Annotated in this window: 23 protein-coding genes, 3 tRNA genes and 1 riboswitch; of the genes, 4 read left to right on the forward strand and 22 right to left on the reverse strand. The window is 65.3% G+C overall.

The genetic code is table 11. The features are described 5' to 3' along the window. Window positions 1-214 precede the first annotated feature (214 nt). The 8 genes from lgt to hisI form a co-directional block, all read right to left on the reverse strand. A complete protein-coding gene (lgt, locus tag AUR04nite_RS10135; protein ID WP_141364581.1) occupies window positions 215-1258 on the reverse strand; it encodes a prolipoprotein diacylglyceryl transferase in 1044 nt (347 codons plus the stop codon). Further along, window positions 1258-2064, reverse strand: a complete 807-nt coding sequence (trpA, locus tag AUR04nite_RS10140; RefSeq protein ID WP_141364583.1) for a tryptophan synthase subunit alpha — start codon at window positions 2062-2064, stop codon at window positions 1258-1260. Before trpA ends, lgt begins: the two co-directional genes overlap by 1 nt. Then, on the reverse strand, window positions 2065-3381 hold the full coding sequence (gene trpB / locus AUR04nite_RS10145; protein ID WP_141364585.1) for a tryptophan synthase subunit beta: 1317 nt from the start codon (window positions 3379-3381) through the stop codon (window positions 2065-2067). Between the two features lie 89 nt (window positions 3382-3470). Next, complete coding sequence (gene trpC / locus AUR04nite_RS10150; RefSeq protein WP_141364587.1) at window positions 3471-4295, reverse strand: indole-3-glycerol phosphate synthase TrpC; 825 nt, start codon at window positions 4293-4295, stop codon at window positions 3471-3473. Between the two features lies 1 nt (window position 4296). Then, entirely contained in the window at window positions 4297-4545 is a 249-nt protein-coding gene (locus AUR04nite_RS10155) for an HGxxPAAW family protein (RefSeq protein ID WP_141364589.1), read from the reverse strand. Between the two features lie 141 nt (window positions 4546-4686). Continuing rightward, on the reverse strand, window positions 4687-5283 hold the full coding sequence (locus tag AUR04nite_RS10160) for a Trp biosynthesis-associated membrane protein (RefSeq protein ID WP_141364591.1): 597 nt from the start codon (window positions 5281-5283) through the stop codon (window positions 4687-4689). Next, entirely contained in the window at window positions 5284-6852 is a 1569-nt protein-coding gene (locus tag AUR04nite_RS10165; RefSeq protein ID WP_141364593.1) for an anthranilate synthase component I, read from the reverse strand. A gap of 95 nt (window positions 6853-6947) precedes the next feature. Further along, window positions 6948-7349 carry a phosphoribosyl-AMP cyclohydrolase gene (gene hisI, locus AUR04nite_RS10170; RefSeq protein WP_141364595.1) on the reverse strand — a complete coding sequence of 134 codons (402 nt, stop codon included), beginning with the start codon at window positions 7347-7349 and terminating at the stop codon, window positions 6948-6950. A 135-nt stretch (window positions 7350-7484) separates the two neighbouring features. Between hisI and AUR04nite_RS10175 the strand changes: the two genes are divergently transcribed. Then, entirely contained in the window at window positions 7485-8126 is a 642-nt protein-coding gene (locus AUR04nite_RS10175; RefSeq protein ID WP_281285122.1) for a TIGR03085 family metal-binding protein, read from the forward strand. Here AUR04nite_RS10175 and AUR04nite_RS10180 read toward each other — a convergent pair. The 14 genes from AUR04nite_RS10180 to AUR04nite_RS10245 all read right to left on the reverse strand — a co-directional run bounded on the left by AUR04nite_RS10180 (window position 8123) and on the right by AUR04nite_RS10245 (window position 20402). Beyond that, the gene (locus AUR04nite_RS10180; RefSeq protein WP_141364599.1) at window positions 8123-8905 is read right to left on the reverse strand and encodes a hypothetical protein; all 783 of its coding nucleotides are present in this window, start codon (window positions 8903-8905) and stop codon (window positions 8123-8125) included. The genes AUR04nite_RS10175 and AUR04nite_RS10180 overlap by 4 nt on opposite strands. An 81-nt stretch (window positions 8906-8986) precedes the next feature. Continuing rightward, window positions 8987-9757, reverse strand: a complete 771-nt coding sequence (gene hisF, locus AUR04nite_RS10185) for an imidazole glycerol phosphate synthase subunit HisF (RefSeq protein ID WP_141364601.1) — start codon at window positions 9755-9757, stop codon at window positions 8987-8989. A 17-nt stretch (window positions 9758-9774) separates the two neighbouring features. Beyond that, window positions 9775-10623, reverse strand: coding sequence for an ATP phosphoribosyltransferase (gene hisG, locus AUR04nite_RS10190; RefSeq protein ID WP_141364603.1), 849 nt, complete (start codon window positions 10621-10623; stop codon window positions 9775-9777). Window positions 10624-10769: 146 nt separating this feature from the next. Continuing rightward, on the reverse strand, window positions 10770-11033 hold the full coding sequence (locus AUR04nite_RS10195; protein WP_141364605.1) for a phosphoribosyl-ATP diphosphatase: 264 nt from the start codon (window positions 11031-11033) through the stop codon (window positions 10770-10772). A 64-nt stretch (window positions 11034-11097) separates the two neighbouring features. Next, the gene (gene ribH, locus AUR04nite_RS10200) at window positions 11098-11592 is read right to left on the reverse strand and encodes a 6,7-dimethyl-8-ribityllumazine synthase (RefSeq protein ID WP_141364607.1); all 495 of its coding nucleotides are present in this window, start codon (window positions 11590-11592) and stop codon (window positions 11098-11100) included. Between the two features lie 44 nt (window positions 11593-11636). After that, window positions 11637-12875, reverse strand: a complete 1239-nt coding sequence (gene ribB, locus AUR04nite_RS10205) for a 3,4-dihydroxy-2-butanone-4-phosphate synthase (RefSeq protein WP_141364609.1) — start codon at window positions 12873-12875, stop codon at window positions 11637-11639. Then, window positions 12875-13501: a riboflavin synthase gene (locus AUR04nite_RS10210; RefSeq protein ID WP_141364611.1), complete on the reverse strand. Its 627-nt coding sequence runs from the start codon at window positions 13499-13501 to the stop codon at window positions 12875-12877. Before AUR04nite_RS10210 ends, ribB begins: the two co-directional genes overlap by 1 nt. Window positions 13502-13602: 101 nt before the next feature. Beyond that, window positions 13603-14646, reverse strand: a complete 1044-nt coding sequence (ribD, locus tag AUR04nite_RS10215; RefSeq protein WP_141364613.1) for a bifunctional diaminohydroxyphosphoribosylaminopyrimidine deaminase/5-amino-6-(5-phosphoribosylamino)uracil reductase RibD — start codon at window positions 14644-14646, stop codon at window positions 13603-13605. A gap of 5 nt (window positions 14647-14651) precedes the next feature. After that, entirely contained in the window at window positions 14652-15353 is a 702-nt protein-coding gene (pnuC, locus tag AUR04nite_RS10220) for a nicotinamide riboside transporter PnuC (RefSeq protein ID WP_141364615.1), read from the reverse strand. A gap of 115 nt (window positions 15354-15468) precedes the next feature. Continuing rightward, a riboswitch (FMN riboswitch) is annotated at window positions 15469-15606 on the reverse strand. Window positions 15607-15637: 31 nt separating this feature from the next. Further along, a complete protein-coding gene (rpe, locus tag AUR04nite_RS10225) occupies window positions 15638-16309 on the reverse strand; it encodes a ribulose-phosphate 3-epimerase (RefSeq protein ID WP_141364617.1) in 672 nt (223 codons plus the stop codon). Window positions 16310-16410: 101 nt separating this feature from the next. Then, window positions 16411-17967 carry an RsmB/NOP family class I SAM-dependent RNA methyltransferase gene (locus AUR04nite_RS10230; RefSeq protein WP_141364619.1) on the reverse strand — a complete coding sequence of 519 codons (1557 nt, stop codon included), beginning with the start codon at window positions 17965-17967 and terminating at the stop codon, window positions 16411-16413. Continuing rightward, entirely contained in the window at window positions 17964-18896 is a 933-nt protein-coding gene (fmt, locus tag AUR04nite_RS10235) for a methionyl-tRNA formyltransferase (RefSeq protein ID WP_141364622.1), read from the reverse strand. Before fmt ends, AUR04nite_RS10230 begins: the two co-directional genes overlap by 4 nt. Window positions 18897-18900: 4 nt before the next feature. After that, complete coding sequence (gene def, locus AUR04nite_RS10240) at window positions 18901-19464, reverse strand: peptide deformylase (protein WP_141364624.1); 564 nt, start codon at window positions 19462-19464, stop codon at window positions 18901-18903. A gap of 92 nt (window positions 19465-19556) precedes the next feature. Further along, entirely contained in the window at window positions 19557-20402 is an 846-nt protein-coding gene (locus tag AUR04nite_RS10245) for a PD-(D/E)XK nuclease family protein (protein ID WP_246055477.1), read from the reverse strand. 193 nt (window positions 20403-20595) lie between these two features. Between AUR04nite_RS10245 and AUR04nite_RS10250 the strand changes: the two genes are divergently transcribed. The 3 genes from AUR04nite_RS10250 to AUR04nite_RS10260 all read left to right on the forward strand — a co-directional run bounded on the left by AUR04nite_RS10250 (window position 20596) and on the right by AUR04nite_RS10260 (window position 20891). Beyond that, window positions 20596-20668 (forward strand) — tRNA-Gly (locus AUR04nite_RS10250). Window positions 20669-20722: 54 nt separating this feature from the next. After that, window positions 20723-20793 (forward strand) — tRNA-Cys (locus AUR04nite_RS10255). 26 nt (window positions 20794-20819) lie between these two features. Next, a tRNA-Val gene (locus AUR04nite_RS10260) sits at window positions 20820-20891 on the forward strand. The last annotated feature ends 56 nt before the right edge of the window (window positions 20892-20947 follow it).

The raw sequence follows: 20947 nt of genomic DNA on the forward strand, positions 1-20947 counted from the left end.
AATCCGCTTTATGCCCGGCCGACGGCGCTGCCACAATGTTTCAGGCATGTTGCGCGCTGCAGGATGGCGGCTTCCGCCGGCGGCCCAAATGTTTCGCGTACTGCGCGGTTTTTGACGCCGTTCGGCCCAGTTCGACGCTGCTGTTAACGCGGCACAGGGGCCAGTTCGTCATGAACTGGCCCCTGTGGGGATTCGGGGACGCGCAACTGCGGTGCTAGCTGGCGTCGTCGGTGGGCTTGTCCCCCGGATCCTGCGTGGATTTCCCGCCGCCTGGTGCGTTGTCGTCCTTGGCCGGCTGCGCATTCGCGGCCGAAGAGCCGGCAGTTGAGTTGGCCTGCCTCTCGACTGCCGCCGGCGCCGGCTCGCGCCCCGGCAGGAAGATGGAGTTCTTGTTCTGCGGGCGCAGCACCGTGAGCACGTAAATCAGCGCCAGGGTGCCGAACACGACCAGGCCGATCGCGAACCACTGGTGGATGCGCAGCGACAGCGGGCCGACGGTGATGATTTCGGCAGGGTCCAGACGCAGCGACTCGGTGAAGGTGCGGCCGATGCCGTACCAGATCACGTAGCAGCAGAACAGCGCGCCGCGGCGCAGCTGGAACTTCTTGTCTAGCGCGATCAGCACGAAGAAGCCGAGCAGGTTCCAAATGGACTCGTAGAGGAACGTCGGGTGGAACAGCGTGTCCGCCGGGTACCCGGCCGGGAAGTTGTAGCTGTTCGGATCGATCTCAAGGCCCCAGGGCAGGGTGGTGGGCGCGCCGAAGAGCTCCTGGTTGAACCAGTTGCCCCAGCGCCCTGCCATCTGCGCCAGCAGCACGCCGGGCGCGGCGGCGTCGGCAAAGGCCGAAAGCCTGATCCCGGTGCGCCGGCAGCCGATCAGCGCGCCGACGGCACCGAGGGAGATCGCACCCATGATGCCCAGCCCGCCGAGCCACAGCTGCGGAATTTCAATCCAGTGCTGCTGCTGCCCGTCGAGCCCGAAATAATACTTCGGGTCGGTGAACAGCACGTGGTACAGCCGGCCGCCGACGATGCCGAAGGGGATCGCCCAGATGGCGATGTCCCAGAGCATGTCCGAGTTGCCGCCGCGGGCGGCCAGCCGGCGGTTGGTCACCCACAGGGCGATCAGGATGCCGGCCAGGATGCACAGCGCGTAGGCGTGGATGGTCAGCGGGCCGATGGAGAACTTGGAAAACTCGGGCGGCGGGGACGGGATGGACGCCGGGACCGCCAGTGCAAGTGCTGCAAGGCCGGCCACTAGGCGAGCTCCTTGTCCGAGTGCGCCGCGGCGCCGGACAGTTCCGCTGCCAGCGCGCCGACCGCCTGGACTCCTCCGTCCCGCAGGGCGGCGACCAGGGCGGTGCCCACGATCACGCCGTCCGCGTAGGCGCCGATTTCCTCGACGTGCTCGCGGCGGGAGACGCCCAGGCCGACGCAGGCGTTTTCGGCGCCTGCCGCGTGGGCGGCGTCAACCACTGCCTGCGCGGCGGAGGACACCGAGGCGCGTGCCCCGGTCACGCCCATCAGCGAGACGCAGTAGATGAAGCCGCTGGAGACGTCCACGGTGCGCTGCACGCGTTCGGGGGTGGAGGACGGGGCGATCAGGAACACGCGTTCCAGGTCGTACTTCTCGCTGGCTTCAAGCCATTCGCCGGCCTCTTCCGGCACCAGGTCCGGGGTGATCAGGCCGGAGCCGCCGGCCTGCGCGAAGCGGCGGGAGAATTCGTCCACGCCCATGCGCAGCACCGGGTTCCAATAGGTCATGACCATCACCGCGGCGTCGGTGCGGGCGGTGATGCCCGCCACGATGTCGAACACGTCGGCCACGCGGAAGCCGTTCGCCAGGGCCTGCACGGTGGCTGCCTGGATGACTTCGCCGTCCATGACCGGGTCGGAGTACGGGATGCCGATCTCGATGATGTCCACGCCGTTCTCGGCCAGCGCGACGGCGGCCTCGATGCTGGTGGGCACGTCCGGGAAGCCTGCAGGCAGGTAGCCGATCAGGGCTGGGCGGCCCTCGGCGCGGGCGGCGGCGATTTTCTGGGCGCTTGTCACGCGGGTCATCTACTTCTCCTGTGCTTTCTGCGCGTCGGTTCCGGTGATTTCGGCGTCGGCGGCGCCGGGCTCGATCATGTCGAACCATGCCGCGGCGGTGCCCACGTCCTTGTCCCCGCGGCCCGAGAGGTTCACGATGATGATGGTCTCCTCTGGGACCGCGCCCTCGGCCACCAGCTTCTTGGCCAGGCGGATGGTGCCGGCCAGTGCGTGGGAGGATTCGATGGCCGGCAGGATGCCCTCGGTGCGGCACAGCGCCTTGAACGCGTCCATGGCCTCGGTGTCGGTGACCGGTTCGTAGGTCACGCGGCCGATGTCGGCCAGGAAGGCGTGCTCCGGGCCGACGCCCGGGTAGTCGAGGCCCGCGGAGATGGAATGCGACTCGATGGTCTGCCCGTCCTCGTCCTGCATCAGGTAGGACTTCGCGCCGTGCAGCACGCCCGGGCGGCCCAGGGTGATGGTGGCGGCGTGGCGGTCGGTATCCACGCCGTCGCCGCCTGCCTCGAAGCCGTACAGGGCGACGTCCTTGTCATCCAGGAAGCCGTGGAAGATGCCGATGGCATTCGAGCCGCCGCCGATGCACGCGGTCACCGCGTTCGGCAGGCGTCCGGTCTGTTCAAGGATCTGCTCGCGGGCTTCCTCGCCGATGACCTCGTGGAAGTAGCGGACCATGGCCGGGAAGGGTGCGCCGCCGGCGGCGGTGCCCAGCAGGTAGTGGGTGTTCTCCACGTTGGCCACCCAGTCGCGCAGCGCCTCGTTGATGGCGTCCTTCAGCGTCTGGGAGCCGACGGTCACCGGGATCACGGTGGCGCCGAGCAGGCGCATGCGGGCCACGTTCAGCGCCTGGCGGCGGGTGTCCTCGGCGCCCATGTAGACCACGCACTCCAAGCCCATCAGGGCGGCTGCGGTGGCGGAGGCGACGCCGTGCTGGCCCGCGCCGGTCTCCGCGATGATGCGGGTCTTGCCCATGCGCTTGGCCAGCAGCGCCTGGCCCAGGACGTTGTTGATCTTGTGGCTGCCGGTGTGGTTCAGGTCCTCGCGCTTGAGGAAGATGCGCACGCCGTCGCAGTACTGCGCGGAGAAGCGCTTGGCCTCGGTGAGCAGCGAGGGGCGCCCGGAGTAGTTCTTGTTCAGGTCCTTGACCTGTGCGATGAACTCTGGATCGTTCTTGGCGGCCTCGAAGGTTTCATTTAGCTCGTCCATTGCGGCCATGAGGGATTCGGGCATCCATCGTCCGCCGTAGGCGCCAAAGTACGGGCCGCTGGCATGGCGCAGCGACTGCTCGTCGATCGAGCCGGTGTCAGCGGAGTGATCCGGTGTGCTCATCGATTCCCTCTTTTCTTCAACGAAATATTGTTCGCGGTAGATTTCGTGCCCCGCTGGATAAGCTCCTGCGGGGCACGACACATATGTTTTTAGCGTTGCGGCTTGGCCGCGGTTCCTGCGGCGATGAACTCGGCGACGGTGCCGCGCGGGTCGGCGTGCTTGACCAGCGCCTCGCCCACCAGGATCGCGTCGGCGCCGGCGGCGGCGTAGTCGGCCACCTGCACGGTGGATTCAACCCCGGATTCGGCGACGATGACCGCGTCGGCAGGCAGCAGCGGGGCCAGCTTGCCGAAGGTAGCAGGGTCGACGTCCAGGGTCTTCAGGTTGCGCACGTTCACGCCGATGATCTTTGCTCCGGCCGCGATGGCCCGGGCGATCTCCTCTTCGGTGTGCGTCTCCACCAGCGCGTTCATGCCCAGGTCATGGGTCAATTCTAGGAAAGATGCAAGAGTCTGGTCATCCAGGGCCGCAACAATGAGCAATACAAGGTCTGCACCGTGGGCGCGGGCCTCGTAGATCTGGTACTCGTCGACGGTGAAGTCCTTGCGCAGCACCGGGATCTGCACAGCGGCGCGCACCGCGTCCAGGTCATCCAGCGAACCGCCAAAGCGGCGGGCTTCGGTCAGCACGGAGATCACCGAGGCTCCCCCGGCCTGGTATTCGGCGGCCAGCACCGCCGGCTCGGGAATGTCGGCCAGCGCGCCCTTGGATGGGGACTTGCGCTTGACCTCTGAGATCACCCGCAGGGTGGTGTCGCGCTGCGCCGGATCGGCATGGCCGCCCAGCGCCTGGTAGGCGTCGCGGGCCGGTGCGGCCGCCAGGGCCTGCTCCTTGACCTGCTCTAGGGGCGCATGTGCACGGCGGGCGCCCAGGTCTTCCCGGACGCCCGCAATGATGTCATCAAGTACACTCAACTTAGTGCGCTGCTCCGCTGCGGGCTCCGCCCACGCCGAAGCCTGCAAGCTTTAGGACAAAGCCGACGACCAAGCCCAAGACGACGACGCCCATGCAGATCCAGAAGAAGGTCCAGGCCAGGTTGGCGAAGGCGATGCCGCCGGCGATGGAGCCAACCAGCATGATGGTGACGCAGGCCCACGCTGCGATGGAGTTACCGTGGCCAATCTGCTCGGTGTAGACCGGATCGATCTCGGTGTTCTGCGACATTGCTCGATGTCTCCCTTTTCTAGAGGTGGGTATCTTCCGCGGGCGCTTGCCGCCCGGGCAGTGATCTGTTTGCTTCTATTCTGCCACCAGTCCTCTGCTCAGACCTATTCCTAGGCCCAACGTGTCCCGGCGGGCAGGAAATCAGGACTGCTTTTCGCCGTTGGTGGGGTCCTCGCCGGCGGAGAACTGCTCCCAGTCGGCGATGTTCTGCGAGGAGGCGTCCTTTGGGGCGTCGGCCTTCGCGCCGGCGTCGCGGGCATACTTGTCCGCCTTCGCCGCCCAGGTGCGGGCGAAGATGAGCACCAGCACGGATTGGATGACGACCAGCACGCCGCCGATGACCGCCACCGTCGGCCAGGCGGACACCGCGTAGTCCCCGGCGTTCTGCGCCAGGCCGGTGGCTTTGGAGACCGCGGCAAAGGAGGCGGTCTGCGGGTTGGCCAGCGCCGCGGCGCCGGAGGCGATCACCGCGATTCCTGCCAGCAGGCAGATCGCCCCGATGATGTAGCGGGAGACCTTGCCGGCGATCAGCAGCGCCAGAGAGCCTGCCAGCACCGCGATCGAGACGGCGGTGATGGCCGGCGCCGCCGAGGCGCCGTCGACCACAATCTGCGGGATCTGCACGGTGCTTGACTGCACGTCGACGGTGATCCAGGTGCGGGTGGCCGACCAGAGGCCGATGACGGCGCCCAGGGCGCCGAAGAGCGCCAGGTTGCGGGCGGTTGCCAATTGTTTCACTTAGTGTTCACCTGATTCGGTGTTGGTGGTGTGCGCGGCGCGCATCGAGGAGGCGGCGTAGACCGCCCGCAGCGGCGCGGCCGCCTTGTTCACGGTTTCCAGGGCCTCGTCGGCGAACTTGGAGTCGTTGACGATGCCGCCGCCAGCCTGCACGTAGGCGCGGCCGCCCTTGAGCAGCGCCGAGCGGATGGCGATGGCCATGTCCATGTCTCCGGCGAAGTCCAGATAGCCGACCACGCCGCCGTAGATGCCGCGGCGGTAGGGCTCGTACTCGTCCAGCAGCTGCAGGGCGCGCGGCTTGGGCGCCCCGGAGAGCGTGCCGGCGGGGAAGGTCGCGGCGAGCACGTCGTAGGCGTCCACGTCCGCACGGGCCTTGCCGACCACGTTGGAGACCAGGTGCATGATGTGGCTGAAGCGCTCGACCTCCATGAACTGCGTGACCTCCACGGTGCCCGCCTGGCAGACCTTGGACAGGTCGTTGCGCGAAAGGTCCACCAGCATCAGGTGCTCGGCACGTTCCTTCTGGTCGTTGACCAGGGACTTTTCGTGCAGCTGGTCTTCCTCGTAGTTCGCCCCGCGCGGCCTGGACCCGGCAATCGGGTGCGTGACCACGTGGCCGTCGTTGACCGTGACCAGCGCTTCGGGCGAGGAGCCGACGATCTGGAAGGCCTCGCCGTGCTCGTCGAGGAAGTTGAACAAGTACATGTAGGGGCTGGGGTTGGTGGCGCGCAGCACCCGGTAGACATCCAGCGCGTCGGCGCCGGTTTCCAATTCGAAGCGGCGCGAGACGACGATCTGGAAGACCTCGCCATCCACGATCGCCGTCTTGGACTTGGCCAGCGCCGCCAGATAGTCGTTCTCGTCCCAGGAGTGGACGACGGCGCCCATGAGTTCTTCGCGGGGCACGTCGGTGCCGGTCAAGACGGTCGCGGCGCTGGAGACCGAGGCGTCGAGCTGGTTCAGCATGTCCTGCAGGCGGGCCACCGCGGCGTCATAGGCCTGTTCGGCGCGCTCGTCGCTGTTATCGAAGTTGATGGCGTTGGCGATCAGCGTGACGGTGCCTTCGGTGGCGTCGTGCACCGCCATGTCCGCCACGAGGTTCATGCTCAGTTCCGGCAGGTTCAGGTCGTCCGCCGGAGGGTTGGGCAGCTTTTCCCAGTGCCGCACGCATTCCCAGCCGAGGAATCCGACCATGCCGCCGGTCAGCGGGGGCATGCCGGGGATCGGCGTCGTGTGCAGGGCGCGGACGGTGTCGCGCAGCACTTCCACGCCGATGCCGCCGGTGGGCAGTCCGGCCGGAGGCTGTCCCTGCCAGTAGGCTTCGCCGCCGCGGGTGCTCAGCGTCGCCGGCGAGTTCACCCCGATGAAGGAGTAGCGGCTCCAGACGCCGCCGGCGGCCGCCGATTCCATGAGGAAGGTGCCGGGACGGCCGGCAGCCAGGGTGCGGTAGAGGCCGATGGGGGTCAGCGAGTCGGCCAGGACCGACATGGTCACCGGGATGACCCGGCGGGTGGCGGCCATGGACAGGAAAGCGTCGCGGGTCGGGGAAATGGTGCCGAGGGTTTTCATGTATTTCTTCTTCTGTAGCTCGTTTCAGTGCACTGCGCGCAGGGCTCGCTTCACGCGGCCCAAGAGGCGGGCGAAACCAACTGGGACGAAAATTCTTAGGCGCCGCGGTGGCCGACGACGGCTGGCAGCTCGCGGTTGGTGAAGCAGGATTCGGTGCCGGTGTGGCATGCGGCGCCCACCTGGTCCACCTGCAGCAGCAGCGCGTCGCCGTCGCAGTCAAGGGCAGCGGACTTGAGGAATTGGAAGTGCCCGGAGGTGTCGCCCTTGCGCCAGTACTCTTGGCGCGAACGCGAGTAGAAGGTAACTCGCCCGCTGGTCAGCGTGCGGCGCAATGCCTCGTCGTCCATCCAGCCGAGCATCAGGACCTTACCGGTGTCGTACTGCTGCACGATGGCGGCGAACAGGCCGTTGGCGTCATGCTTGAGCCGGGCCGCGATCGCCGGGTCGAGTTCTTGGGATTCGGACCCCTGATCGGGGCCGTTGAGAGTAGTAGCCATCCCCTAAAGCATACTGGTTTTGCCCGCATTCACAGCCCTTGTGACTTGCCGTTCCTTCAAGCTGGTTCACAGGTATTCCGACACCGCATGTCGATTGCGCCGCTGGGGCCTGAATGCATGCTAATTTCGAGAGTGATGCACCTAGTTCACGCTTCTCGATTGGCGTTGGCAGAGACCTTGCTTGCAGCGGGCCCCAACGCTGAAACCCTGTGCGCCGGTTGGGAGACCCGCCACCTCGCAGCGCACCTCGTCCTCCGCGAAAACACGCTCATTTCGGTGGGAACGGTGTTCAAGCCGCTGTCGAAGAAACTCGACAAGAAGATTCGGGATTTGGCCGACGCCGCCCAGTCCCCCGAGCGCTACGCGGCGCTGATCCGCCGCTTCAGGATCGGACCGGTCAAGTATTCGCCGTTCGCCATCGACACGATCGACCGCGCCGCGAACCTCACCGAGTACTTCGTCCACACCGAGGATGTGCGCCGCGCACGCAGCCAATGGGCCCCGCGCATCTTGGACAAGGAATACACCGAGATGCTGTGGCAGTCGCTGACCCGCATGTCCCGGGTGCTGTTCCGCAAGGCGCCGGTGGGCATCATCCTCACCCGGTCCGACGGGCAGCGCCATGTGGCAAAGAAGGCACCGAACGCAGTCTCCATCTCCGGTCCGGTCACCGAGCTGATGCTTTTCGCCTTCGGCCGCGTGGACCACTGTCTGGTGACCTTCGAGGGCGGGGATTCGGCCCTGGAGATCGTCAAGGGCTACAAGCCAGGGCTTTAGCGCCAGGCCCTAGCAAGCTGGCGATGGCAATAGGCCCGCACGATCAACGAGACCAGCAGCCCTGCTCCCGAGATGCCGATCATCCAGACCGGGGACGAGTTGAGCAGAACAATGAATCTTGAGCCGAACCAGCCAACTGGCACCGAAATGTCGGTCCTGCCCAGCTCATATGACTTGATCAAGTCGAAGGTGACTTTGAACTCAAAGCGCATCTGCGGCGGTTCATCTCTTGCCCCGACAGGACCTGAGATGATGTGGGAAATGCTTCGAATCCCTGGGTCGTCCACGACAATCGTGTCTCCTGCAAGAATCGGCCAGGGCACGTCGTAGCTGTTCTGGAGCGTTGGCTCATAGGGGGCGTCAAGATAGTAGCGGACGCTGGGGTCGAATGCTTCAGAACTGCGGGAAGATAAATCCGCGTAGCGAAAACGCGGCTGGCTTGATTCCTCCGGCGATTTCTTCGGCAGCATCTGCAGCCGCTGCGCGGCGTGCGACTCCCGATCCAGCCATGTTGCCAAGGGCAGCAGCGGTATCGCCTGGGATGTCCCGTACCATTTCTGCTCGTCGCGCGTCAGGGTGATTGACTTGCCTTCGTCGGTCTGTACGGTCAGCGTTTGCGGCACATCCAACCTGTCGCTGCCATAGGGTATCCACGGCAGCGGGGTGATGAGGTTGAGGATGATGCCCAGGAGCAGGCACAGCCCGAACAACGCAGCCACTTTGTTGATGCGCGCGACTTTTGACTGCCAGCCCTGCAGGGCCTGCTCTCTTTTATCCACAAATTAGACTATACAGTGGCCAGCTGCTATTCATGACGTGAGGCCGGCCTCTTGGCCGGCCTCACGTGCTGAGTTCTGGTTTCAGCGCACCGGATAGCCGGCGTCGCGGATCGCCTGCTTCACTTGGGCGATCATGTCCTTGGGTCCGAAGTGGAAGATCGAAGCCGCAAGCACCGCGTCGGCGCCGGCTTCAATGGCCGGAGGGAAGTCCTCTGGCTTGCCGGCTCCGCCCGAAGCGATCAGCGGGACCTTGACCTCGGCGCGCACGGCGCGGATCATCTCAAGGTCAAACCCGTCCTTGGTGCCGTCGGCGTCGATCGAGTTCAGCAGGATCTCCCCCACGCCGCGCTCGGCGGCTTCCTTGGCCCAGGCCACAGCGCAGGTGCCGGTACCCTTGCGCCCGCCATGGGTGGTGACTTCGAAGCCCGAAGCGATGGAAGGATCGCTGGTGCGGCGGGCGTCCAGCGAGAGCACCAAGACCTGGGAGCCGAAGCGCTCGGTGATCTCGTTGATCACCTTGGGGCGGGCCACCGCGGCGGTGTTGATCGACGCTTTGTCGGCGCCGTTGCGCAGCAGCCGGTCGACGTCTTCCGCGGTGCGCACCCCGCCGCCGACGGTCAGCGGGATGAAGACCTCTTCTGCGGTGTGGCGGACCACCTCGTAGGTGGTTTCGCGGTCCGAGCTGGAGGCGGTGACATCCAGGAAAGTCAGTTCGTCGGCGCCGGCCAGGTTGTAGCGGCGGGCCAGCTCCACCGGGTCGCCGGCATCGCGCAGCCCCTCGAAGTTCACACCCTTGACCACGCGGCCGTTGTCGACGTCGAGGCAGGGAATAACGCGGATTGCAACAGTCATGAGTTCTGCTCTTTCCCTTAGATGCGGCAGGCGTGGATCTGGCTGACCAGGATGGCGCGGGCGCCGAGGTCGTAGAGCTCGTCCATGATGTTGTTGGTCTGCGACTTCTTGACCATGGCGCGCACCGCGCACCAGTCGGAATTGGCAAGATCGGAGACGGTTGGCGATTCGAGTCCCGGGGTCAGCGCACAGGCCTGGTCCGCCAACTCGCGGCGCACGTCGTAGTCCAGCATCACGTACTGGCGCGCGACGAGCACGCCGTTCAGGCGGCGGGTGAGCACCTCAAGGCCTGCAGGCTTGTGGCCGACGCGGCCGATCAGCACGGCTTCGGAAGCCAGCAGCACGTCGCCGAAGATTTCCATGCCGGCGGCCTTGATGGTGTTGCCGGTTTCCACGACGTCGGCGATGGCATCTGCCACGCCCAGGCGCACCGATGATTCGACAGCACCGTCGAGGCGGACGACGGAGGCGTCGATGCCGGACTTTTCAAGATAGTGGCGCAGCAGCACGTCGTAGCTGGTGGCGATGCGCTTGCCATTCAGCTGGCTGGCGTCGGTGAACGCGCCGACGGGGGCGGCGAAGCGGAAGGCCGACTTGCCGATGCCCAGCGAGAGCTGCTCCTCGACGTCGTCGTCCACATCGGCATCCAGGTACAGGTCGCGGCCGGTGATGCCTACGTCCAGGATGCCGCGGCCGACGTAGACGGCGATGTCGCGGGGGCGCAGGTAGAAGAATTCAACTTGGTTGTCCTCGTCCACCAGGACCAGCTCGCGGGAATCGCGGCGCTGGAGGTAGCCGGCTTCCTTGAACATGGTGGAAGCGATATCGGACAGGGCACCCTTATTGGGCAGGGCTACGCGAAGCATTTTCTAACTCTTTCGGTCAGGGTGGCGCTGCGGCGTGATGCCATAAACAAGCGCCAAGGAGTGTGTGTTCGTTGGCTGTTGTCTCTGCCGCCGTGCGTTGGCGCGGGTCCGCTCATCTGAGGAGCGGACCCGCGTCGGCGCGACGGCTATAGATGCTTGTAGACGTCAGCCAAGGACAAACCCTTGGCGATCATGAGGACCTGCACGTGGTAGAGCAGCTGGGAGATTTCCTCGGCAGCGGCTTCATCCGTTTCATATTCAGCGGCCATCCACACCTCGGCGGCCTCCTCGACGATCTTCTTGCCGATGCCGTGGACACCGGAGTCGAGTTCAGTGACGGTCTTGGAGCCTTCCGGGCGGGTTTCTGCCTTGAGCGATAGTTCGCTGAAGAGCTCGTCAAAAGTTTTCACGCTACTACCCTAACCGCATCCATGTCGCTGTATGAACTTGAGTTCAGCTTTATGACAGCGCGGCTCATCGGGCCAGGGCCGCGACGGTCATGACCGCGGCACTGTAGGCCTCGTAGCCCTTGTCCTCGCTGGAGTTCTCAAGTCCTGCCCGGTCAAGGCCCTGTTCTTCGGTGTCGCAGGTAAGTACGCCGAAGCCGATTGGGGTTTTGGAGTCCACCGCCACGCTGGTCAGCCCGTTGGTGGCCGCCAGGCAGACGTAGTCGAAGTGCGGGGTGCCGCCGCGGATGACCACGCCCAGGGCGATGACCGCGTCGTAGTCCCCCGCCAGCGTCGCAGCGGCCACCGGCAGCTCGAAGGTTCCCGGCACCCGGACCAGCGTGGTGCTGGCCTCAAGGCCGGCGTCCTTGGCGGCGCGCTGGGCGCCGTCGATCAGCCCGTTCATGATGACCTCGTGCCAGCTGGCAGCGACGATGGCGACTTTCAGCTGGGACAGCGTGCCTCCGGCGGCGAGGGTGCGCAGTTCGTCGGCGACGTTGGTTGGTGCTCCGTGCTTGCTCATGGTGTGCTCCTTGAAAATGCTTGTCGTGGTTCTTGATCGTATGTTCAGGCGTCGAAGTGCTCGTCGGCGCCCGGGTGGGCGGGCAGGTCCAGCTGGTGGCCGAAGCGGGTCTGCTTGGTGCGCAGGTAGTTTTCGTTCTCGGCCCGCGGGGCTACCTGGCTGGGAACCAACTGCGTGACGGCGATGCCTGCGTCAATCAGCTTGCGGCGCTTGTCGGGGTTGTTGCTCAGCAGCCGGATTTCTTCCAGCCCCAGCTTTTTGAGGATGGCAGCCACGGCAAAATACTCGCGGGCGTCGGCCGGGAAGCCCAGGTGCAGGTTGGCGTCCAGGGTGTCCATGCCGTGTTCCTGCAACGCATAGGCGCGCAGCTTGTTGACCAGCCCGATGCCACGGCCTTCATGCCCGCGGATGTAGACCAGGTGGCCTCCCTCGGCGGCGATGCGGGACATCGCCGCGTGCAGCTGCTCCCCGCAGTCGCAGCGGTAGGATCCGAGCACATCTCCGGTGAGGCATTCGGAGTGGATGCGCACCAAATTTCCCGCCGGTGCCCCGTCGGGCCCCGGGTGGCTGAGGATGACGTGTTCGTGCCCCTCGACCTGGGCGGCCTGGGCGGTGAACTGGCCGTAGGCGGTGGGCAGCGCCACCGGATCGGTGAGCTCAATCAGGTCGTTGACCCGGCGCCAGCGGGCCAGGTCGTCGATGGAGATCAGCGGCAGCTCGTGTTCTGCGGCGAAGACGCGCAGGTCGTCAAGGCGCATCATCTCGCCGTTGTCCTTGGTGATCTCGCCGATGACCCCCACCGGCTGCAGCCCGGCGGCGCGGCACAGGTCCACTGCCGCTTCGGTGTGCCCGCGGCGTTCCAGCACTCCCCCGGCGGCGGCGCGCAGCGGGAAGATGTGCCCCGGGCGCGAGAGCTGCTCCGGGGTGGTGGTTTCGTCGGCCAGCAGCCGGCTGGTCAGTGCACGGTCCGCCGCGGAAATGCCTGTGCTGATGCCGCTGGCGGCGTCGCAGGTGACGGTGAAGGCGGTGCCCTTGGCGTCCTGGTTGATGCCGACCATCGGGGCCAGGCGCAGCGCATCGGCGCGCTCGGCGCTCAGCGGCACGCAGATCACCCCAGAGGTGTAGCGGATGGTGAAGGCCATCAGTTCCGCGGTGGCGTGCTGCGCGGCGAAGATGATGTCGCCTTCGTTTTCGCGGTCTTCGTCGTCGACCACGACAACTGCCTTGCCGGCGGCCAGGGCGGCCAGCGCGGTAGGGATGGAATCAAGGGTTGACTGCTGCATTATCGTGCACCTCCGAAGGAGTTGAGGCGGGCTACGTACTTTGCCAGCACGTCGACCTCGATGTTGATCTTGTCCCCGGCCTGGCGGGCGCCCATGGTCGTGGCGGACAGGGTGGTGGGAATGATGCCGACTTCCACCCAGTGCCCGTCATCCTGCGCGTCGGCCGGCGAGACGGCGGTGATGGTCAGCGAAATCCCATCCAGTGCGATGGATCCCTTTTCCGCCGTCAGCGGGGCGTAGTCGCGGGGAATCGAAACGCGGAAGGTGGTCCACTGCCCGTGTTCGACCCGTTGCAGCACCTGTCCGACGGTGTCCACGTGGCCCTGGACGACGTGCCCGTCCAGCCGCGCTCCGGCAGGGGTGCAGCGTTCCAGGTTGACCTTGTCGCCGGCTGCCAGCGCGCCGGTGGTGGTGCGGTCCAGCGTCTCCCCCATGACATCGACGCTCAGAGTGTCTCCGTCCAGCGCGGTGGCGGTCAGGCAGACGCCGTTCACCGCCAGCGAGCCGCCCAGGTCCAGTCCATCGGTGTGTCCGGGCGCGTTGAGGGTGAGGATGGCGAGGTTGTCTTCCTCGCGGTGTTCAATGGCGGTGATCGTGCCGATGCCGCTGACAATTCCAGTAAACATGGTGGTCCTTGATGAAGAAATATGGGTTTTTTGCGGTGCCGCCCCTGTTTTTGGGTGCACCAAACGAACCCAGGGTGGTATGCGGGTTCTTATATCTGCTTTTAAGGCTGCGGCAGAGGTTCCAGATGCATCATCACATCGGGTCCGAGCCTGCCCAGCGTTTCGGTGCTGTAGGCATCCAGCCGGTACTGCCGTGCGTCGCCCAGTGTCTGCGTGCCTGCGATGTTCACCGATGAATCCCCTGCTCCGATGATCAGGGGCGCCTGGTAACAGTAGATTTCATCGGCCAGGTCTGCGCTGATGAAGGCCGAGGCAATGGTGGAGCCGCCTTCGATCAGCAGGTGGCCGTAGCCGAGTTCAGCGGCACGGCGCACCAGTTCATGCACATCCCGGGTGCGCACCTGTTCGAAATGCTCATCGAATTCCAGAGCCAGCCCGGTGGGCAGCTCGCGCAGTCCCATGACCAGCCGGTGCGGCTGCTTCGGCAGCGCCGCCCCGTCCTTGGTGCGCGCGTTCAGCCGCGGGTTGTCATGGACCACGGTGTTGGTGCCGACCACGATCGCATCCACCCGGGAGCGCAGCCCGTGGGCGTGCACCCGGGATTCGGCGGAGGTGATCCATTGGCTGCTGCCGTCCGGTGCGTTGACCCGGCCGTCCAGCGACTGCGCCGTCTTCACGGTGATGAACGGCCGCGACTGCTTCTTGGCGCGCAGCCACCGGTGGTTCAGTTCCTGCAGGGCGGTGCCCGCCTGGGCTTGGCTGACCTCGACGCCGGCCTGGCGCAGGTAGTCGGCTCCTCCGCTGGCCGCGGCAGTGGGGTCCGCCATGGCATAGTGCACCCGTCCGATGCCCGCCTGGGCGATAGCGTGGGAGCAGGGCCCGGTGCGGCCGGTGTGGTTGCACGGCTCCAGGGTGACGACCATGGTCAGTTCGCTGGCGCGCTGCCTGCTGATGCGACCCAGCCTGCGCAGGGCTTCGATTTCTGCGTGAGGGTTGCCTGCCCCGGCGTGGAAGCCGGTGGTGATGAGGCTGCCTGAGGCATCCAGCACACAGGCTCCCACCAGCGGGTTCGCGCCCCGGTGGCCGCGGCGCGCGGTTTCCAGGGCCGTATCCAGCGCGGCTGACAATTGCTGTTCGGTGAGCATGGCGGTCAACGCTGGGTCTGGATGGTTGGATCGGGCATTTCGGTCTCGATCTGCGGCTTGTCTTCCTTCTTGGCCCGGGCCCAGACGAAGAAGCCGATCAGCGTGAAGGCGCCGTAGAACAGGTACATGAAGGCGCTGGCGTAGTAGCCGGCGGAGAACAGCAGCGGCACGCCCACGGCGTCGACCGCTACCCAGATCAGCCAGAATTCAACCCAGCCTTTGGCCATGCCGAAGGTTGCCAGCAGCGATCCGACGAAGGTCCATGCGTCGGCCCAGACCGGCTCGTAGGAGCCCAGGATCCTGAACAGCGGGGTCAATGCGACGGTGCCAAGGATCAGGAAGGAAACCAGGCCAAGGCGCACCTTGTTCGACGCCCATTTCGGCGTGACGGCGCTGCCGCCCCCGTCGCGGGCCTGCTTCCAGCGGTACCAGCCGAAGACCGAGACGGCGATGAACATGATCTGGCGGCCCGCCTGGCCCCAGAGGTTCGCGGCGTAGTCGGTGTCGAAGAGGCTGCCGAGGAATACCGTGAGCAGCAACAGGTTGCCGATGATGCCTACTGGCCAGGCCCAGACCTTGCGGCGCATGCCGCCCACGGCGCTGGCTAGGCCGAAGATATTGCCGACGACTTCGCGCACCAAAAGCGCAGAGGAGCCAATCGCAATCTGTGAGTTGAAAGCTTCTATGAGCCACCGCAGGAAATCCATCTTTCCACCCTTCTCGAAGCGGCGGCTCCGGGGGTGTGCATTTGATGGACCTTAAAGACAACTGCCGCAACGGCTCATGAAAGAACGCCGTCGGCAACGCCAAAGGTAAATCAAATTCGTGCTTCTCCCATCCAGACTTTAACTGTCGGTACCGGAATTTCACCAGTTCAACCGCTGCTTTGGCTTGTGGCCTTGGCAGCGGGTCGCGGACTATCACCGCCGGTTCGGACTTTCACCGACCCCGGAGCACGTATTTACGTTTACATCAGTTATTGTTGCACACTTTAGGCGCTGTGGTGTCCGCCCAGAGCAAGATTGCGTAACACGTCGATTTCCACCGATGGCTCCGGCGCCGCATATACGGCGGAACCTGCCACGAAGACGTCGGCCCCGGCTTCCGCGGCGCGCAGGATCGTGTCGCGAGAGATGCCGCCGTCGACCTGCAGCGCAATCGGCTTGCCGGATCCTCCGATGGCGGCGCGGGCGCGGCGGATCTTGGGCAGCACCAAGTCGAGGAACTTCTGGCCTCCGAAGCCGGGCTCCACCGTCATGAGCAGCAGCATGTCCAATTCGCCGAGCATGTCCAGGTAGGGCTCGATGGGCGTTGCCGGGCGCAGGGCCATGGAGGACTTAGCGCCGGCAGCGCGCAGTTCGCGGGCCAGCCGGATCGGAGCCGAGGAGGCCTCGACGTGGAAGGTCACGCTGTCCACGCCGACCTGGGCGTATTCCGGGGCCCAGCGGTCGACGTCCTCGATCATCAGGTGCACGTCCAGGGGAAGCTCGCTGGCCTTCTGCAGCGCCTCGACCACCGGCTTGCCCAGGGTGAGGTTCGGGACGAAGTGGTTGTCCATGACGTCCACGTGCACCGCATCGGCGGTGTGGATTCGCCGCAGCTCGCCGGCGAGGTTTGCGAAGTCAGCTGACAGGATCGAGGGGTGGATGCGCGCGGTGCTCAAGGGTGCTCCTTCAGGAACGGGTGGAAAGTTGTGCTGTGGAACCAATACTGCCAGCGTCCGGGCGGACGCTGGCAGTAGATGACGCGGCGGCGTCGCGGCGGCTAGGCGGTCTTGGTCAGCAGCGCCATGAACATGGCATCGGTGCCGTGCACATGCGGCCACAGCTGGGCAGTGCTGCCCGCACCCAGTTCATGTCCGGCCGCCGGCGCATCGGGGTACATGACCTTGGAGACCTCGGCTCCGGTGTCCAGCAGCCGCGCGTCCGGGTGGCGCTTGAGGAAGTCTTCGACGACCAGCCGGGTTTCGGCCTGGTGCGGCGAGCAGGTGACAAAGCCGACCACGCCGCCCACGCGCACCGCACTGAATGCGGCATCGAGCAGTTCGCCCTGGATGCTGGTCAGCTCTGGAATATCGCGCGGGGCCTTGCGCCAGCGGGATTCAGGGCGGCGGCGCAGTGCGCCCAGGCCGGAGCAGGGGGCATCGACCATAATCCGGTCATAGTCTCCCGCGTACTCTTCCCCGCCGTAGCTGCGGCCGTCCTGCTCGGTGACCATCCAGTAGTCGTGCGGGACGGCATCCAGCGAGTTTTCCACCAGCCGGGCGCGGTGGGCGGCCGGCTCATTGGCGGTCAGCCGTGCGTCGCGCTGCACGGCGATGGCGCCCAGCAGCGCCGCCTTGCCGCCCGGGCCGGCGCACAGGTCCAGCCAGTAGCGGTCCTCTCCCCCGTCGGGCAGTGCAGTATTCGCCAGCGCGCGGGCCATGACCTGGCTTCCGGCATCCTGCACGCGGACGGTGCCTTCGCGCACCCCGGGCACCCGGGCCACGTCGCCGTGCTTGTAGGTGGCGGAGTCGGCCAGCAGCTCGCCTGCTTCCGCCCCCGCGTCGAGCGCGCCGGACAGGTCTCCCAGTCCGGGCAGCGCGACCAGGTTGACCACCGGAGCGGCATTGTCGGCAGCCAGCAGCGAGGCAAGTTCGCTTCCGTCGCGCCCGTGGGCAATCAGTGCACCGCGCAGGGCGCGCACAATCCACTCTGGGTGGGAGTGCTCGATGGCCAGCTTGCCCGATTCGCCCTCGGCCGCTTCGGTCAGCTGCGCGGTCCATTCTTCTGCAGACCGTTCGCTGACCCGGCGCAGCACGGCATTGATCAGGCCCGACGGCCCGGCGCCGATCTGCGCCCTGGCCAGGGAGACGGTTTGGTCCAATGCCGCATGCTTGGGAACGCGCATGGCCATCAACTGGTGGGCGCCGATGCGCAGGGCGTCGAGGATCGCCGGGTCAAGTTCGCCCAGGGGCCTGTCGACCAGGGTTGAAAGGATCGCGTCGTAGAACCCTTGGCCGCGCAGCGCACCGTAGGCCAGCTCGGTGGCAAAGCCTGCATCGCGGCGGTCAAGCTGGTACTCGCGGATCATCTTCGGCAGGACCAGGTTTGCGTAGGCATCCGCTGCGGAGACTTCGCGCAGGGTTTTGAATGCTACCAGCCGCGCCGGATCGGCACTGCGGTTGCGCTGGCCAGGGGTCGCCTGCGAGTAGCGGCGCGGGCTTCCGCCCTGGCCGCGGTTGCGGGTGCGCCCGCGGTCGTTGCGGCGCTGTCCGTCAAAGCTGCCGCCGCCGTGTGACTGGTTGCCGCGCGAAGGGCCGCGCTGTTCTTGGCCGCTCATGCAAAGCTCACTTTCGTTCCCTGGGCCAGCATGCCGCGGGCCCAGTCGGAGGCGTTCATCATCTTCTTGCCCGGAGGCTGGATCATCGTTGGCTCAAGGGCCCAGGTTCCGGTGCCGATCAGCACCGTGGGCTGCTTGCCCGGCTCGATGCGCAGCTGCCCGGCAGCCAGGTCGGCTACGTCGCGGCGTTCGCGCAGCGGGCCGAACTTGTAGCGCTTGTCTTCGGCTGCTGCCCAGGCGCCGGGAAACGGCGTGGTGCCATGGGCCCGCCGGCGGATTTCGGTAGCTGGGCGGGTGAAGTCCAGTTCAGCATCTGCATCGGTGATCTTTGGCGCATAGGTGTGCGATCCTGCCTGCGGCACTCCGACCGCCTTGCCGGCGTCGAGCGCCTGCAGGGTCTGCACCAGCAGCATGGAACCTGAATTGCTCAGCTTCTCCAGCATCACCCCGGCGGTATCCATCTCGCCGATGGCCTCGGTTACCTGGCCGAATACGGGGCCGGTGTCCAGCCCGGTCTCCAGCTGGAAGGTCACCGCGCCGGTGATGTCGTCCCCGTGGATGATCGACTGCTGCACCGGAGCCGCGCCGCGCCAGTTGGGCAGCAGGGAGAAATGCAGGTTGATCCACCCGTGGGTCGGCACGTTCAGGGCGGCTTCGGGAACCAGACCGCCGTAGGCGACGATGGCGGCCGCCTGGACGTCGAGCGCCGCAATTTCTTCGGTGACTTCTGCGGTGATCTTCGCCGCCTTGATGACCGGCAGGCCCAGCTCTTCGGCGCGGGCCGCCACCGGCGACGGGGTGAGCACGCGCTTGCGGCCCAGCGGCGCGTCGGGCCGGGTCAGCACCGCGGCAATGTCGAACCCTGCCTCGTGCAGATAGTTCAGGGAGGTCACGGCAACCTGCGGGGTGCCGGCGAAAAGAATTCGCATGCGCTTAATGTCCTAGTCCTGCGCCGAAGCTGGATCCAAGCGATCCCGAGCGCTGTGCAATAGTTTGGTTGGCCGTCCGCGAGTAGTTGACTGCCCGAAGCTTGCGCCAGGCGGCCTTCTTCTCTTCTTGGGGCAGCCTGTCGATGAAGAGGATGCCATCCAGATGGTCGGTTTCGTGCTGGAAGCAGCGGGCCAGCAGGCCTTCACCCTCCAGTTTGATGGGATTGCCGAACTTGTCGAAGCCGGTAGCCGTCACGTGCCGGCGGCGCGGGACCGGGGCGGCGATCCCGGGGATGGAAAGGCATCCTTCAATATGGTCAGCCTGGTAGTCCTCGCTCAATTCCAGCTTAGGGTTGATGATATGGCCTCGCTGGTCGCCGATCTGGTAGGTGAACACGCGCAGCGAGACGCCGACCTGCGGTGCGGCCAAGCCGGCGCCGTCGACGTTTTCCATCGTCTGGTCCATGTCCTCAACCAGTTTCTGGATTTCTGGGCCGAACTCGGTCACCTCCTGCGCTTCGGTGCGTAGAACGGGATCACCGATGATCCGAATTCCCAAAATTGCCATGGTTTTTTGGACTGCCTTCTCTTAACGTCGATGAATGCCAGGTTCCTCATTCTGCAGGCCCCGGCCTATCTAGTCTACGGGCTGGCTTTCGACTATGCCTGTGGCGGGGGCGTGATTTCCGCCAGCGTGCTGCGGGCTTGGGCAATACTGCGCGTTGATTCCCAGCTTCGGCGCAGGGCATAGAACTTCGACCAGTAATCGGGCATGGCCGCCGGCGGAGCCATGAAGGTTCGGCTGCCCGTGGAACCCAGCGCAACTGCAAGAAGCATGACGTCGTTTCCGTAGGTCCACGGCTTCCAGTCTCCCGACTCGGCATCCACAACCTGCTCTTCGGCTTTGCAGGCGGCCGCCAGCTGCATGATGACCTTGTCGTCGGGGCGCTTGACGATCCCCTCGCGGTCGGCGGTTTTCGTCTTGTAGTCGATGATGCAGGTGCGTCCACCGATTTTTGCCAGGAGGTCGATGGTTCCGGCATAGCCGACGCTCTGGTTCCATACCGTCACTTCAGCTTGGATCGGCTCTACCCGATAGTCGCGCCACCAGGATTCAAAGTGCTGTGCGTAGCCCAGCTCGCCATGGCTTTCGAGCGCATGCTTGGCTTCGTCCAGTACATGGGTCTGCCCCAGTTGCGCCAGGGCATAGTTTTCAGCGTAGAAGTGGACCCTGTCTCCACGCGCAGCCGCCGCATCGCGGTAGTCGGCCGCGGCCGAGGCGGCCTGCCGAACCAGCGAACGCATCATCGAGCCTTGTTCCAGGGACTGCGGCAGGCGCGAATCCTCCGACAGCGCCTTGGCCGCCATATAGCCGGCCCAGCCGGTCAGGTCGGTGTGGTCCATGCCGATAATCGTCGTAATTGACGGAACCGTTGCTTCGGCACCCACTTTGCGGCTGTACATGCGTCCGTGTTCGGTTTGAATCGCTAGTTTTGGTGACGTCATACCCAAGATCATGGCACCTGGCACCCTCACTTTGCTCCTAGTCGCTGCGGGAATCAGAATTTTTCCGCGGAATTCCGGGAGTTTTGGGCAGTGTGAACCAGATCTCAGCTTTTCGATTTGGAAGCTTGGGAAATCTCGTATAGAGTTTTTACTCGTTGGAAAGAACGGAAACGTTCAGAAAACAACAAGTTTTGCGGACATAGCTCAGCTGGTAGAGCGCAACCTTGCCAAGGTTGAGGTCGCGAGTTCGAACCTCGTTGTCCGCTCGCAAAAAGATACACCGACTAGGTAAAACTAGTTTTCTGACTTCGGTCAGATATGGTGGGTTGGCCGAGAGGCGAGGCAGCGGCCTGCAAAGCCGTATACACGGGTTCGAATCCCGTACCCACCTCGCAATGTATATTGCATATCTTTTTTGCGCGATTGGCGCAGCGGTAGCGCGCTTCCCTGACACGGAAGAGGTCACTGGTTCGATCCCAGTATCGCGCACGGAACGTATGGTTCACCAGACCATATAGTCCATAACTAAATAAGCGGTCATAGCT

This window comes from Glutamicibacter uratoxydans, from assembly GCF_006539925.1.
Lineage (GTDB): Bacteria > Actinomycetota > Actinomycetes > Actinomycetales > Micrococcaceae > Glutamicibacter > Glutamicibacter uratoxydans.